The organism is Curtobacterium pusillum (genome assembly GCF_007680845.1).
GTDB lineage: Bacteria > Actinomycetota > Actinomycetes > Actinomycetales > Microbacteriaceae > Curtobacterium > Curtobacterium pusillum_B.
The window spans coordinates 1-15,047 of sequence record NZ_VEIY01000011.1; the positions used below are offsets into that span (position 1 = coordinate 1).

The following is a 15,047-nucleotide window of genomic DNA, read 5'->3' on the forward strand; positions in this document are numbered from 1 at the left end:
CCCGCCACGAACGACCCGGCGAACAGCCTGAACGTGTACAACGCGTCCAGCGGCTCGTACACGCTCGGGGTGATGAGTTGGGTGGCGCTGATCTTCGTCCCGCTTGTGTTCGCCTACCAGGCCTGGACCTACTGGATCTTCCGCAAGCGCGTCTCGCGGGCCCAGGTCCTCCAGGCCGCGCACTAGGCGGCGACGGTGAAGCCGCTCGACCCCCGACTCCTGAGACTGTCGCGGACAGCGCGCGGCTCCATCGTCGCGGCCGCCGGCACCGGTGTCCTCCGCACGCTCGCGACCATCGCGATCGCATGGGGGATCGCCGCGGCCGTGACCCTCGGGGTGGACGCCGTCCACGACGGCAGCGTCCCGGCCGCGTCGGCCCCGACCCTCGCGCTGCTCGGCGGCGCGTTCGTCCTGCGCGCCGTCGCGGCCTGGGCGACCGACGACCTCGCCGCGCGGGCGGCGGCGACGGTCAAGAGCGAGCTCCGGACGACCGTGCTCGCGCGCGCCGCCGAGCGCGGCCCGTCGTGGTTGGCCGAGCGGTCGAGCGCCGGGTTCGCGACGACGCTCGGCCCCGGGCTCGACGCGCTCGACGCCTACTTCGGGCGGTACCTGCCGCAACTCGCACTGACCGCCGTAGCCACCCCGGTGCTCGTCGTCGCGATCGCCCTCGGCGACCTGACGAGCGGGATCATCGTCCTCTGTGCACTCCCGGTCATCCCGGTGTTCATGATCCTCATCGGCCTGGCGACGCAGGCGTTGCAGCGGAAGCAGTCCGACGCGCTCGCGAGGCTCGGCGGCGCGTTCACCGAGGCGGTCGAGGGGTTGGCCACGCTCAAGGTCTTCGGCCGGGCACGCCGCCAGGTCGGTCGCATCGGGGTCGTCACCGACGAGTACCGCCGCGGCACCCTCGGTGTGCTCCGGCTGTCGTTCGTCAGCGGGTTCGCGCTCGAGCTCGCCGCGAGCCTGTCGGTGGCGCTCGTCGCGGTCTCGATCGGCATCCGCCTGGTCGACGGGTCGCTCGGCCTCGGCGCCGCGATGTTCGTCCTCGTCCTCGCCCCGGAGGCGTTCGCCCCGATCCGCCAGGTCGGCGCGGACTTCCACGCCGCCCAGGACGGCGTCGAGGCCTCGGCCGCCGTCCTCGACGTGCTCGACGACACCACGGCGCCGAGCGCACCTCCCGCCGCGTGCCCCGCGGCCGCCGAGCTCGTCCTGGACGGGCTGACCGTCCGTCGGCCCGACGTGGTCATCGGGCCGGTCGACCTCCGCGCCGCCCCCGGCACCGTCGTCGTGCTCGCCGGCCCGAGCGGGTCCGGCAAGTCGAGCCTCATCGCCGCCGTCCGCGGTGCGCTCCCGCACGACGGCACGGTGACCGTGCCGGGTCCGGCCGGCACCACGGTCGCCGAGCGCACGACCTGGGCCGACCAGCGCCCCCGACTCGTGCGCGGGACGATCGCCGAGAACGTCGCGCTCAGCGCGACCCCCGACGACGGCGCCGTACGGACCGCCCTGGCCGCGGCGGGGCTGGGACTCGACCCGCGCCTCCAGGTCGGGTCCGGCGGCAGCGGCTTGTCCGGCGGCCAGGCGCAGCGGGTCGCCGTCGCCCGTGCCCTGTACCGCGCCGACCGCGCGGCCACACCGCTCGTGCTCCTCGACGAACCCACCTCCGCGCTCGACGCCGAAGCCGAGGCCCACGTGGTCGCCACGCTCCGTCGGCTCGCGGCGGACGGCGCGGTCGTCGTGGTCGCCAGCCACCGGCCGGCCGTGGTCGCCGCCGCCGACGTCCTGGTCGACGTGCAGTCCGGTGGTTCGGTACAGGTCACCCACGCGGACGGGGTGCGGGCATGAGCCGGGAGGCGCGACACGACTCGGTCCTCCGGCTCGCCATGCCGCACGGGGCCGGGTGGGGCAAGGCCGTGGCAGCCGGGGCGCTCAGTGCGGTCTGCGCGGTCGCGCTCCTCGCCGCGAGCGGCTACCTCATCACGCGTGCCGCGGAGCACCCGCCGATCCTCTACCTGACGCTCGTGATGGTCGGGGTGCGGGCGTTCGCACTCGGCCGCGCGGCCCTGCGCTACGTCGACCGGCTCGCCGGGCACGACGCGTCCTTCCGGCAGCTCGCGGTGGTGCGCACGGAGATGTACCGCCGGCTGTCCTCGGTCGCGCCCGCCGGCCTCGGGTCCACCGGACGCGGTGACCTCCTCACACGCCTCGTGACCGACACCGACCGACTGCAGGACCTGCCGATCCGGGTGGTCGGGCCGCTCGTGTCCGCGGGGATCGTCGCGGTGCTGTCGGTCGTCGCGGTCGCGCTGGTGTCCGTGCCCGCTGCGCTCGTGCTGCTCGTCGCCCTCGCCGTCGCCGCCCTGCTCGGGACCGTCGTGACGCGCTCGGTCCAGCGCCGGTCCGACGAGCGCACCGCGGCGGAACGGGGCCACGTCGCGGACCTCGTGCTCGACACCGTGCGGACGCTCGACGTCTTCGCCGCGTACGGCACGCTCGACGAGCGACTCGAGCACATCGGACGGCTCGACGCCCGCGTGACCGCTGCCGTGCGCCGCCGTGCGACGGTCGAGTCACTGGTCGGAGCCCTCGTCGGACTCGTCGGGGGCGGTGCCGTGATCGGCGTCCTCGCCGTCGGCGCTCCCGCGGTCGTCTCCGGCGTCCTCGACGGTCCGCTCTGGGCCCTCGCCGTGTTCGTGCCCCTCGCCCTGTTCGAGGTCGTCGGTGGCGTGCCCCTCGCCGTGCTGACGCTCCGCCGTGTGCGGGCGGCGGCGGACCGCGTCGAACGGGTCGTTCCGGCGTCGGTCCCGGACGGGATCGTGCCGGAGCCGGACGAGCCGGCCGACCCGGACGCGCTCGTGGTGGACGGCCCCGTGGCCGTGTCCCTGCGCGAGGTGTCGGTGCGGTGGCCGGGCGCGACGTCGGACGCCGTGGCCGGGGTGACGCTCGACCTCCGCCCCGGCGAGGTCGTCGTGCTCGAAGGGCCGAGCGGTGCCGGCAAGACCTCGCTCGTGGACGCCCTCGTCCGGTTCGTCGACCACCGCGGCTCCTACACGCTCGACGGCGTCGAGGCGAAGGACATGCACCCGGACGCCGTCCGCGCCCGGGTCGGGCTCATCGAGCAGGACCCGTTCGTGTTCGACCAGTCCGTCCGGCAGAACCTGCTCTTCGCGCGGGAGACCGCGACCGACGACGACCTCCTCGCCGTGCTCGACCGGGTCGGGCTCGGGGCGTGGGTCGCGCGGCGTGGCGGGCTCGACGCGGGGGTGGGGGAGCGCGGCGTGCTCGTCTCGGGTGGCCAGGCCCACCGGCTCGCGCTCGCCCGGGCGCTGCTGCACGCGTTCCCGGTGCTCGTCCTCGACGAACCGACGGCTGACATCGACCCCGACCTCGGCGACGCCGTGCTCCGCGACCTCGTCGGAGCCGCGCGGCAGGACGGCCGGACGGTCGTCATCGTGTCGCACGTCCCGGTGCCGGCGGAGCTCGTCGACCGGACGCTCCGGATGCGCGACGGGCGGCTCGCGACCGCCTGACCAGGTGGGCCGACGTCGGTGGGCCGAGCCGCGCCTCCAGGCCTTGTAACCTTGATGACCGTGACCACCGAGCAGCACGCCGAGGACCCGAACGCCTACGACTTCCGTCGTCTCCAGGAGAAGTGGCAGCCGCGCTGGGAAGAGCTCGGCCTCTTCACCACCGACCTCGACGACACGCGTCCCCGGAAGTACATCCTCGAGATGTTCCCGTACCCCTCCGGCGACCTGCACATGGGGCACGCCGAGAACTGGGCGCTCGGCGACTTCGTGGCGCGGTACTGGCGGCAGCAGGGCTTCAACGTGCTGCACCCGATCGGCTGGGACTCCTTCGGGCTGCCCGCCGAGAACGCGGCGATCAAGCGCGGGGTCGACCCGAAGGACTGGACCTACGCGAACATCGAGCAGCAGAAGGCGTCCTTCAAGCGCTACGCGCCGTCGTTCGACTGGACCACCGAGATCCACACCTCGGACCCCGAGTACTACAAGTGGAACCAGTGGCTGTTCCTCAAGATGTACGAGAAGGGGCTGGCGTACCGGAAGGACAGCTGGGTCAACTGGGACCCGGTGGACCAGACCGTGCTCGCCAACGAGCAGGTGCTGGCCGACGGCACCTCGGACCGCTCCGGCGCCGTCGTCGTCAAGAAGAAGCTGACGCAGTGGTACTTCGCGATCACGAAGTACGCCGACCGGCTGCTCGACGACCTCAACCAGCTCGAGGGTCGCTGGCCGGCGAAGGTCATCGCGCAGCAGCGCAACTGGATCGGCCGCTCGGTCGGTGCGGACGTCGACTTCGTGATCGAGGGCCGCGACGAGCCCGTGACCGTGTTCACCACGCGCCCGGACACGATCCACGGGGTGACGTTCCTGGTGGTGGCGCCGGACTCGGACCTGGCGGCTGATCTAGTCTCGTCTCCTTCTGTTCCGTCTTCCGTTCGTGTCGACTTCGACGCGTACCTGACGGCGACCCAGAAGACCTCGGAGATCGACCGGCAGAACGCCGACCGGCCGAAGACCGGCGTGCCGCTCGGCCGCTTCGCGATCCACCCGCTGACGGGGGAGCGCCTGCCGATCTGGGCCGCCGACTACGTGCTCGCCGACTACGGGCACGGTGCGGTCATGGCCGTCCCGGCGCACGACCAGCGCGACCTGGACTTCGCGCGGGCGTTCGACCTGCCCGTCCGTGTCGTGGTGGACACCAACGCGGCGGTGACCGGGGCGATCCCGGTGATCGACGACTCCACTGAACTGCCTGATCTCAACCCTGCCACCACCGGTGAGGCGCTCACCGGTCAAGGGCGGATGATCAACTCCGGGCCGCTCGACGGGATGTCGAAGCAGCACGCGATCTCGGCCGCCATCAAGCTGCTCGAGGAGCGCGGCACCGGTCGCGCCGCCAAGACCTACCGCCTGCGCGACTGGCTCATCTCGCGCCAGCGCTTCTGGGGCACCCCGATCCCGATCATCCACGGCGCCGACGGCACCGAGTACCCGGTCCCGCTCGACCAGCTGCCGGTGCGCCTGCCCGACACCGACGGACTCGACCTCAAGCCGAAGGGCACCTCGCCGCTCGGCGGCGCGACCGACTGGGTGAACGTGCCGAACCCCGTCGACGGCAGCCCGGCCCTCCGGGACACCGACACGATGGACACCTTCGTCGACTCGTCGTGGTACTTCCTGCGGTTCCTGTCGGCGAACGACGACACGCAGGCGTTCGACCCCGCCGCCGCTCGCAAGTGGGCGCCCGTCGATCAGTACATCGGCGGCATCGAGCACGCGATCCTGCACCTGCTGTACGCCCGGTTCGTCACGAAGGTGCTGTTCGACCTCGGCTACCTCGACTTCACCGAACCGTTCTCGGCACTGCTCAACCAGGGCATGGTGCTGTCCGGCGGGTCGAAGATGTCGAAGTCGAAGGGCGGGGTCTCGCTCGGCGACGAGCTCGACGCGAACGGCGTCGACGCGATCCGCCTCGTCATGGGCTTCGCCGGCCCGCCGGAGGACGACATCAACTGGGAGGACGTCTCGCCGTCCGCGTCCGCGCGGTTCCTGGCGCGTGCCTACCGGTTGGCGGTCGACGTGACGTCCTCGCCGGACGTCGTCTGGGCCGACGGGGACCGCGCCCTGCGCCAGGTCACGCACCGGTTCCTGGCCGATGCGCCCGGACTGATGGAGTCCTTCAAGTTCAACGTCGTGATCGCGCGGCTCATGGACCTCGTGAACGTCACCCGCAAGGCGATCGACTCCGGGCCCGGTGCCGCCGACCCCGCCGTGCGTGAGGCCGTCGAGACCATCACGCTCGGCCTCAGCGTCTTCGCGCCGTACACGGGCGAGGAGATGTGGGAGAAGCTGGGCTACCAGGCCACCGTCGCCACGCACGGCTGGCGGAAGGCCGACCCGACGCTGCTCGTGCAGGACACCCTCACGGCGGTCGTGCAGGTGAACGGCAAGGTCCGTGATTCGTTCGAGGTGTCGAAGTCGATCGAGGCCTCGGAGCTGGAGTCGCTCGCTCGCGCGTCTGCGAACGTGCAGCGTTACATCGGGGACCGGGAGATCGTGAAGGTGATCGTGCGGGCGCCGAAGCTCGTGAACATCGCGATCAAGGGGTAGGGCGCGGGGCGCGCGCGCCCGGGTGCGCGTGCGCGTGCGCGCGGGTGCGCCTGCGCGTGCGGGTGCGCGTGCGGGCGGGTGCGCGTGCTCGGGGTGGTCCTCCACAGGGCGGCCGTCGGGCGGTTCGTCCACCGGTGTGCCGTGAGGTGCCCGGCCGCGAGGCCGGTCTCCGTACGGTGCCGGGATGGTCTCCTCGTCTGGTCCTGGGTCCGGGTCCCCGCCCGCGCAAGGAGCGTCGCGCTTCGCCGGACTGGCGCTGTCGCCCCGTGCCGCGGTGGTGCTGGCCGGAGTGGTCGTCGGCGTGGCCGTCGTCGTGCTGCTCCTCGGGTCCTGGTCGGGGCGGTCAGGAGGCGATGACCGGGTCAGCGTGACGAGCGCGCCGTCGGTCGTTCCTGATCCGGGCGGTGGCGGTGGCGGTGGTGGTGGCGGTGTCGGTGGCGTTCCGGGTGGCTCCGGTGCGCCCACGGCGCCTGCGTCGGCGTCGGCGTCGGCGTCGGCGTCGGGCGGTCCGGTCGTCGTGCACGTCGCCGGTGCCGTCGCTCGTCCCGGGGTCGTGACGCTGCCGGCTGGTAGTCGCGTCACGGAGGCGCTCGACCGTGCCGGGGGTGCCGACCGTGACGCCGACCTCGGCCGGCTCAACCTCGCCCGGGTGGTCGAGGACGGGGAACGGGTGTACGTCCCGCGCGTGGGGGAGACCGACATCCCCGAGACGGTCGACGGAGGCACGGCGAGTGCGCCCGGGTCGTCCGGGTCAGCCGGTGCTGGTGGCGCCGGTGGGGGCTCGTCCGGGGCGGACCCGGTGGTCGACCTGAACACGGCGGACCAGGCGGCCCTCGAGACCCTGCCCGGGATCGGGCCGTCGCTCGCGGGCCGGATCCTCGCGTGGCGGGACGAGCACGGGCGCTTCGCCGCGGTCGAGGACCTGCTCGACGTCAACGGCATCGGTGACGTGCGGTTCGCGGACCTGCGCGACCGGGTGCGGGTGTGACGACCGCGGCGGGCGTGGACCTCCGACCGGCGCTGCGCGACGTGCGGATCGCCGGGCCGGTGGCCGCCGCGTGGATCTGCGCGGCGGTGCTCGTCGGCGCACCGGCGACCGCCGGGTGGTCCGCCGTCGGTGGGGGCGTCCTGGCGGGCGGTGGTCTCGCCGGGCTCCTGGTCGGCCGGGGTCGTCGCGGGTCGGGAGTGCTAGGGATCGTTTTCGCTCTGGCGCTGTTCTGTTCGGTGGTGGCGGTCTCGGTGGCCGTCGGCGAGGAACGTCGGAGCCCGCCGTCGCTCGACGCCGCCGACGCCGGTCCGGTCACGATCGAGGCGGTGCTCACCCGCGACCTCGCGCCCGGGGACCGGTCCGTCGCCGCGACACTCGAGCGCGCTGGGACGGTCGGCGGGCTCCGCGTCCCGGTGCGGGTCGTCCCGGCTGCGGCAGCCACCGCCGACGGCGCCCTCGCCGCCGGCACCCGGATCGTGGCGTCTGCGTCGCTCGAGCGGGACGAGCCGGGTGGGACGACGTCCTTCGTCGCGTTCCTCCGCGAGGAGCCCGACACGGAACCCCCGACCGGGCTGCTCGCGCTCACGGATCGTGCGCGAGCGGCGTTCGTGTCCGTGACCGCCACACTGCCGGAACCGGGGGCGGGGCTCCTCCGTGGCCTCGCGATCGGCGACCGGAGCGGTCTGGACCCGGCCACGGAGACCGCGATGGAGACGACCGCACTGACGCACCTCACCGCCGTGTCCGGAGCGAACTGCGCGGTCATCGTCGGGCTCGTCGTCGTCCTCGGCCGGGCGGTCGGGCTCCCACGCTGGGCGCGCGCCGCCGTGGCGATCGTGCTCCTGCTCGCGTTCGTCGTCCTGGTCCGCCCTGACCCGTCGATCGTCCGGGCGACGGTGATGGCGACGGTGGTCCTCGTCGTGCACCTGACGGGTCGGCCGGTCCGCGGCGTGCCGCTCATCGCCCTCGCCGCGATCGGCATGCTCATCGCGGACCCCTGGATGGCCAGGTCCTTCGGGTTCGCGCTCTCGGTCCTCGCGACCAGCGGCATCGTCGTCCTCGGACCACCCCTCACGGCGCTCCTGGCACGGCGACTGTGGGCGCCGGTGGCCGCGGCGCTGTCCGTCCCGGTGTCGGCCCAGCTCGCCTGTTGGCCCGTGACGATCCCGCTCTCCGCAGCCCTGCCGACGTACGCGGTCCCGGCGAACCTCGTCGTCGAGCCCCTCGCACCGGTCGTCACCGTCGTCGGACTCGCGGCGTGCTTGACCGCGCCGTGGTGGCCGGCGGGCGCCACCGTCCTCGCGGGGGTCGCTTGGGTTCCGGCCAGTGCCATCGGATGGGTCGCCCACGGGGCCGCGTCGCTCCCGTTCGCCTCCGTGCCGTGGCCAGGAGGCGTGTTCGGCGTGGCCGTCGCGGTGCTCGTCAGTGCGGCCGTCACGGTGGCGATCCTGGCGCCCGGGCCGGTGCGGCTCCGGTTGTTGCTGCTCGCCGCGGTCGTCGTGGTGATCGGCGCGGCGATGGTGGCCGTGCCCCGTCTCGTCGTGCGCGCCGGTCTCCCGCAGGACTGGACCGTGGCGGCGTGCGACGTCGGACAGGGGGACGCGGTGCTCGTGCGCGGTGGGACGGCGACCGCCCTCGTGGACACCGGAGACGACGACGAACGCCTGCAGGCATGCCTCGACCTGCTCGGGGTCGACCGCATCGACCTGCTCGTGCTGACGCACTTCGACCGCGACCACGTCGGCGCGGTCGGCACCGTGACGGACCGCGTGACGACCGCGCTCGTCGGTCCCACCGGCCGTCCCGAGGACGACCGCGTCGTGCGCACCCTGCTCGACGCGGGCATCGACGTCCGTCCGGCGGACGACACCACGGTGGGGACACTGGGGCGCCTCCGCTGGCAGGTGCTGTGGCCGCGCGCCGGCACCCGGGACGCCGGCAACGACGCCAGTCTGGTGCTCCGGTTCGACGGCGCTCCCGGCTGCACCGCGTGCGTCTCCGGGCTGTTCCTCGGTGACCTGGGGGAGTCCGCGCAGCGCCGGCTCCGCGGCGTCGCCGTCGGTGCCGGGTCCGTCGACGTGGTGAAGGTCGCGCACCACGGATCGGCGGACCAGGACCCGGTACTGTCCCGCGAGCTCGCCGCCCCCGTCGGGCTGATCGGGGTGGGGGCCGACAACACCTACGGCCACCCCACCCGCTCTGCACTCGAGATGCTCGAGCGGTCGGGCACCGCTGTGTACCGCACGGACCTGCAGGGCACGATCGTCGTGCGTCGTGACGGAGCGGACGCGCTGCGGGTGTGGACGGAACGATCGGCGTCGGCGGTCGCCCGTAGGATCGACGCATGGCCGCCAAGAAGCCCGTCCGCGCTGCTGCGAAGATCGACCAGGTCCCCTGGTCGGGGATCCGACCGGCGCCGGTCGTGCTCATCACCGGGCCAGAGACGTTCCTGGCCGAGCGCGCCAGCAGCATGCTCCGCGACCTGCTCGTCGGCGAGGACCCAGCGCTCGAGGTCCACGACCTCGAAGCGGACCAGTACGCCCCCGGGTTGCTGGCGACGCTCGCGAGCCCCTCGCTCTTCGGCGAACCCCGGCTCGTCCGGGTCACCAACGTCGAGAAGTGCACCGACGCGTTCATCACCGAGACCATCGCGTACCTCGGCGCTCCGGCGGACGACGTCACACTCGTGCTCCGACACGGTGGCGGCGTCCGAGGCAAGAGGCTCCTCGACACGATCCGCAGCGGGGTCGGCGGTGGGGTCGAGGTGCAGTGCGACGAGCTCAAGCGCGAGACCGACCGGATCGACTTCGTCCAAGCCGAGTTCCGCGCGGCACGTCGGAAGATCGCGCCGTCGGCCGTGCGCACCCTCGTCGCAGCCTTCGCCGACGACCTGGCCGAGCTCGCCGCGGCGTGCCGGCAGCTCCTCGCGGACGCAGCAGAAGAGATCACCGACAAGATCGTCGACAAGTACTACGGCGGCCGCGTCGAGACGAACGCCTTCAAGGTCGCGGACATCGCGGTCGCGGGGCGCTCGGCTCCGGCGATCGTCGAGCTGCGACACGCGCTGTCGACGGGCGAAGCACCCGTCCCGATCGTCGCCGCGTTCGCGAGCAAGATCCGCACCATGGCGAAGGTCAGTGCGTTCCGAGGGCCGAGCGGGCAGGCGGCCTCCGCACTCGGCATGGCCCCGTGGCAGGTGCAGCGGGCGCAGCGGGACGTCGCGAGCTGGAGCGAGGCGGGCCTGGCGAACGCGATCATCAGCATCGCCGAGGCGGACACCGCGGTGAAGGGCGGTTCGCGCGACGCGCACTACGCGCTCGAGGTCATGGTCCGCACGATCGCCCGGCGCGGCGAGTCCCGCTGACCCCACGCGCTCCCGGCGGTCGCGCTGGCCGTCGCCCGCCCTGCGCGCCTTGCGCCGCGCGCTCGTCGACTCCGGCCGCATCGAACCACGGATGCGACATCGCGCCACGGTGCGGGCGTGGTTCGATGTCGGCTCCGTGGTTCGACCCAGCGCGCGGGCAGGTCGGGCTGGCGCGCGCGGTGGTTCGTGCGCCCTCGGCCGATCAACCCCGCCACCGGTCGGCCGGTCAGAGCCACTCCGGATCGGGTCGGTCCGGCGGTCGATCGGGCAGAACACGCCGCGTGCGTTCGCCGAGCGGGCGTTCTCTGCCGCCTGGGGGCGCCGAGCGTGACGGATAATGCCCGCTCGGTGCGCCCGGCGCCTGCCCCGCCCCGGGCCCGCGCGCAGGCGCGCCGAACGACGAAGGCCCCGCACCTTCCGGTACGGGGCCCTCGTGCAGCACTCAGGAGATCAGAGCGCCGAGACCTTCTTCGCGATGGCCGACTTGCGGTTCGCGGCCTGGTTCTTGTGGATGACGCCCTTGCTCACGGCCTTGTCGAGCTTCTTCGAGGCGAGGGTCAGGGCCGCGACGGCCTTGTCCTTGTCGCCGGCGACGATCGCCTCGTTCGTGTGACGGATGACCGTCTTGAGCTCCGAACGGTAGGCCTTGTTGCGCTCCTGGGCCTTGAGGTTGGTCTTGATGCGCTTGATCTGCGACTTGATGTTCGCCATGCGTGTTGCTCCTTGATCGTCTCTACGGGTGGTCGCGACCGCTGGGTAGAGGGGCCCTTGGTCGCATCGCGTTCCACCCGTGGGCGGGGAACGCGGAAGCCAGCCACCAACATTACCAGTACGAACCCGCGGAACCAAAGCACCGCAACGCCGAAACCGCGTCGCAACACCGGTTCGCTACCGTGACGAGCATGCCATCGCTCGCGCCCCGCATCGACACCGTCCCTGCCTCCGGCATCCGCAGAGTGTTCGAGCAGGCAGCACTGCTGCAGCAGGACGGGACCGACATCGCCATGCTCGTCATCGGCGAACCCGACGTCCCCGTCGCCCCGCACATCGGCGAGGCCGCCCGCCGCGCGTGGTCCGAGGACCGCACGGACTACACCCCGAACGGCGGCATCGCCCCGTTGCGCGAGGCGATCCGCGCCAAGCTCCACCGGGAGAACCGGATGACGGTCGACCTCGAGCAGATCTGGGTCACCGTCGGCGCGACCCAGGCCCTGTTCCAGGCGATGACCCTGGTCCTGTCCCCGGGGGACGAGGTGCTCGTGCCGGACCCGGGCTACACGACCTTCACGATGAACGCGCACATCCTCGGGGCGACGCCGGTGCCGTACCGCCTCGAGCCGCAGCACGGGTTCGAGCCGGACCTCGACGCCCTCGAGGCGAGCATCACCGAACGCACGAGGGCCCTCGTGGTGAACTCCCCGTCGAACCCCCTCGGCTCGGTGTTCGGCGAGGAGACCCTCCGCGGCCTCCTCGCCCTCGCAAAGCGCCACGACCTCTGGGTGATCAGCGACGAGGTCTACGAGTACTTCACCCACGGCACGCGCCACGTCAGCCTGGCGAGCCTCGACGAGGACGACCGCGTCTTCACCGCGTTCTCGCTGAGCAAGACCTACGCGATGACCGGGGTCCGCGTCGGGTACCTCGTGACGCCGAAGGGGCTCGGGCCGACGATGCGCACCGTGCAGGAGGCGATGATCAGCTGCGTCGCCGAGCCCGACCAGTGGGCTGCCCTGGCCGCGATCGTGGGGGACCACTCCGCGGTGCAGGAGGCCCGCGAGCACTACCGGGCGAACCTCGACGTCGCGAAGGAGGTCCTCGACGCGGCCGGCCTCCGCTACCTCGACCCTCGGGGTGCGTTCTACCTCTGGATCGACGTGTCCCACGCATCCGAGGGCGACGTGGCCGCGTGGGCGCTCGCGTTCCTGCACCGGGAACGGGTCGCGGTCGCGCCGGGCAGTGCGTTCGGGCGCACGGGCGAGGGCTGGATCCGGGTGTGCCTCGCGGCGACGCCCGAGGACCTCCGCCGCGGCCTGGGCGCGCTGCCCGCCCCCGCCACGGTGACGGTCTGACGGCTGATGGTGCGCGCCGCCGGCGCGGGGACGTGGGACAATCGTCCGACCGTCCGAACCACCCCGAGGAACCGTGAGCCCACAAGCATCCGCGCCGCTCGAGCCCGCCTCGACCCCGGCCGAAGCGATCCGCAACTTCTGCATCATCGCGCACATCGACCACGGCAAGTCCACGCTGGCCGACCGCATGCTGCAGATCACCGGCATCGTCGAGGACCGTGCCATGCGCGCCCAGTACCTCGACCGCATGGACATCGAGCGCGAGCGCGGCATCACGATCAAGTCCCAGGCGGTCCGGATGCCGTGGGAGCTCGACGGTCAGACCTACGCGCTCAACATGATCGACACGCCCGGTCACGTGGACTTCTCGTACGAGGTGTCCCGGTCGCTGGCGGCGTGCGAAGGGGCGATCCTGCTCGTCGACGCCGCGCAGGGGATCGAGGCGCAGACCCTCGCGAACCTGTACCTGGCGCTCGAGAACGACCTCGAGATCATCCCGGTCCTCAACAAGATCGACCTGCCGGCGGCCGACCCGGACAAGTACGCGGCCGAGCTCGCGCAGCTCATCGGCGGCAAGCCGGAGGACGTCCTCCGCGTGTCCGGCAAGACCGGTGTCGGCGTCGCGGAGCTCCTCGACCGGGTCGTCGGCACCGTGCCCGCTCCGGTCGGCAACGTCGACGCCCCGCCGCGCGCGATGATCTTCGACTCGGTCTACGACAGCTACCGCGGCGTCGTGACGTACGTGCGGATGGTGGACGGCACGATCCACCCGCGCGAGAAGGTCCAGATGATGTCGACCAAGTCGACGCACGAGATCCTCGAGATCGGGGTGTCCGCTCCGGAACCGAAGCCGACGAAGGGGCTCTCCGTCGGTGAGGTCGGGTACCTCATCACCGGCGTGAAGGACGTCCGTCAGTCGAAGGTCGGCGATACCGTCACCACGGCGCAGAAGCCCGCGACGGAAGCCCTCGCCGGCTACACGGACCCGAAGCCGATGGTGTTCTCGGGGCTGTACCCGATCGACGGCTCGGACTACCCGGACCTCCGCGAAGCGCTCGACAAGCTCAAGCTCTCCGACGCCGCCCTGGTCTACGAGCCGGAGACCTCCGTCGCGCTCGGCTTCGGCTTCCGCTGCGGCTTCCTCGGACTGCTCCACCTCGAGATCATCACCGAGCGGCTGTCGCGTGAGTTCGGGCTCGACCTCATCACGACCGCGCCGAGCGTGATCTACGAGGTCATGAACGAGGACAACACCGTCGTCGAGGTCACGAACCCGTCCGAGTTCCCCGGCGGCCGCATCCTCGAGGTCCGCGAGCCGATGGTCCGCGCAGCCATCCTCGCGCCGAAGGACTACGTCGGCGCGATCATGGAGCTCTGCCAGTCGCGTCGCGGCGCGCTCCTCGGCATGGAGTACCTCGGCGAGGACCGCGTCGAGATCCGCTACGAGATGCCCCTCGGCGAGATCGTCTTCGACTTCTTCGACCAGCTGAAGAGCAAGACGCAGGGCTACGCGTCGCTCGACTACGAGCCCACCGGCGACCAGGCGGCCGACCTCGTCAAGGTCGACATCCTGCTGCAGGGCGAACAGGTCGACGCGTTCAGCGCGATCGTGCACCGCGACAAGGCGTACGCGTACGGCACGCTCATGACCGAGCGGCTCCGAAAGCTCATCCCGCGCCAGCAGTTCGAGGTCCCGATCCAGGCGGCGATCGGTGCCCGGATCATCGCCCGCGAGAGCATCCGGGCGATGCGCAAGGACGTCCTCGCGAAGTGCTACGGCGGTGACATCACCCGGAAGCGCAAGCTCCTCGAGAAGCAGAAGGAGGGCAAGAAGCGCATGAAGATGGTGGGTCGCGTCGAGGTCCCGCAGGAAGCCTTCATCGCTGCCCTGTCCGGGGACGTCGAAGAGAAGAAGAAGTAGCGCGGGCCCGCAGCGCGGCCAGTCCCAGTGCCGGGAGGCTCGCCCCGGCCAGTCCCGCCAGTGCGGTCCGCAGGATCACGAGTCCGGCGGCCGCGTCGTAGTCCGGCTGACCCGCGGCGGCGATCCCCGCGACCACGGCGCCGATCACCATCGCCAGCGTGCAGAGCCCCAGCACGTGCGGCAGCAGCCGTCCCCGGTGCCGGCGGACCGCGAGCACGAGCGTGGCGCCGAAGAGGAGCACGCCCGCTCCGGCGCTGCACGCCCCGAACGCGGCGATGGCGTTGGCGGTGTCGAACACGTCCCAGGCTCCGGGCGGGGCGGCGACGGACCGGGCGGGGGAGTCGAGTCCCTCGGTGGCCCACTCGACCGCTGCCCGCGCGGTGGCGGCGAGTCCGAACGCGGCGAGCGTCAGGACCGCGAACGCGGCGGTCGTGCGGTCGACGGACCGCCAGCTGACGGGGGTGGGGCTGGGCACGGGGCAACGATAGGGGCGTGGCGGGCGCGTGTCGGGCCTCCAGTTCGGGGTGCGCGGAAACCGGACCGTCGCCGCGTGGACGCCCGGCGGCCG

10 protein-coding genes and 1 pseudogene are annotated in these 15,047 nt (G+C 72.4%); 9 read left to right on the forward strand and 2 right to left on the reverse strand.

The window, feature by feature from the left end; genetic code table 11:
- From FS825_RS17355 to holA, 7 genes and pseudogenes are all read left to right on the forward strand, one after another.
- A partial coding sequence (locus tag FS825_RS17355) for a cytochrome d ubiquinol oxidase subunit II (RefSeq protein WP_186377318.1) occupies positions 1-186 on the forward strand: 186 nt, incomplete at its 5' end.
- Positions 187-195: 9 nt separating this feature from the next.
- Positions 196-1,845 carry a thiol reductant ABC exporter subunit CydD gene (cydD, locus tag FS825_RS17360; protein WP_144715498.1) on the forward strand — a complete coding sequence of 550 codons (1,650 nt, stop codon included), beginning with the start codon at positions 196-198 and terminating at the stop codon, positions 1,843-1,845.
- Positions 1,842-3,530 carry a thiol reductant ABC exporter subunit CydC gene (gene cydC, locus FS825_RS17365; protein ID WP_144715500.1) on the forward strand — a complete coding sequence of 563 codons (1,689 nt, stop codon included), beginning with the start codon at positions 1,842-1,844 and terminating at the stop codon, positions 3,528-3,530. Before cydD ends, cydC begins: the two co-directional genes overlap by 4 nt.
- Before the next feature lie 54 nt (positions 3,531-3,584).
- Positions 3,585-6,137 carry a leucine--tRNA ligase gene (gene leuS / locus FS825_RS17370; RefSeq protein WP_144715502.1) on the forward strand — a complete coding sequence of 851 codons (2,553 nt, stop codon included), beginning with the start codon at positions 3,585-3,587 and terminating at the stop codon, positions 6,135-6,137.
- A gap of 184 nt (positions 6,138-6,321) precedes the next feature.
- Entirely contained in the window at positions 6,322-7,125 is an 804-nt protein-coding gene (locus FS825_RS17375) for a ComEA family DNA-binding protein (RefSeq protein WP_144715504.1), read from the forward strand.
- Between the two features lie 614 nt (positions 7,126-7,739).
- Positions 7,740-8,900, forward strand: a pseudogene (locus tag FS825_RS19130) (ComEC/Rec2 family competence protein); the annotation flags it as partial.
- A 569-nt stretch (positions 8,901-9,469) separates the two neighbouring features.
- Complete coding sequence (gene holA, locus FS825_RS17390) at positions 9,470-10,489, forward strand: DNA polymerase III subunit delta (protein ID WP_144715506.1); 1,020 nt, start codon at positions 9,470-9,472, stop codon at positions 10,487-10,489.
- A gap of 450 nt (positions 10,490-10,939) precedes the next feature.
- Here the strand turns inward: holA and rpsT are convergent, their stop codons facing one another.
- Positions 10,940-11,200, reverse strand: a complete 261-nt coding sequence (gene rpsT / locus FS825_RS17395; protein WP_144715508.1) for a 30S ribosomal protein S20 — start codon at positions 11,198-11,200, stop codon at positions 10,940-10,942.
- Positions 11,201-11,391: 191 nt separating this feature from the next.
- Here rpsT and FS825_RS17400 point away from each other — a divergent pair, with 191 nt between their 5' ends.
- Complete coding sequence (locus tag FS825_RS17400; RefSeq protein ID WP_144715510.1) at positions 11,392-12,558, forward strand: pyridoxal phosphate-dependent aminotransferase; 1,167 nt, start codon at positions 11,392-11,394, stop codon at positions 12,556-12,558.
- 73 nt (positions 12,559-12,631) lie between these two features.
- Entirely contained in the window at positions 12,632-14,479 is a 1,848-nt protein-coding gene (gene lepA, locus FS825_RS17405; RefSeq protein WP_144715512.1) for a translation elongation factor 4, read from the forward strand.
- Here the strand turns inward: lepA and FS825_RS17410 are convergent.
- Complete coding sequence (locus FS825_RS17410) at positions 14,436-14,954, reverse strand: hypothetical protein (RefSeq protein WP_144715514.1); 519 nt, start codon at positions 14,952-14,954, stop codon at positions 14,436-14,438. The two genes, lepA and FS825_RS17410, sit on opposite strands and share 44 nt — an antisense overlap.
- Positions 14,955-15,047: the final 93 nt, after the last annotated feature.

Coding starts and splice junctions, on each gene's coding strand:
- cydC (WP_144715500.1), top strand. CDS start 1,842: ATGAGCCGGGAGGCGCGACACGACTCGGTCCTCCGGCTCGCCATGCCG.
- leuS (WP_144715502.1), top strand. CDS start 3,585: ATGACCGTGACCACCGAGCAGCACGCCGAGGACCCGAACGCCTACGAC.
- FS825_RS17375 (WP_144715504.1), top strand. CDS start 6,322: ATGGTCTCCTCGTCTGGTCCTGGGTCCGGGTCCCCGCCCGCGCAAGGA.
- holA (WP_144715506.1), top strand. CDS start 9,470: ATGGCCGCCAAGAAGCCCGTCCGCGCTGCTGCGAAGATCGACCAGGTC.
- rpsT (WP_144715508.1), bottom strand. CDS start 11,200: ATGGCGAACATCAAGTCGCAGATCAAGCGCATCAAGACCAACCTCAAG.
- FS825_RS17400 (WP_144715510.1), top strand. CDS start 11,392: ATGCCATCGCTCGCGCCCCGCATCGACACCGTCCCTGCCTCCGGCATC.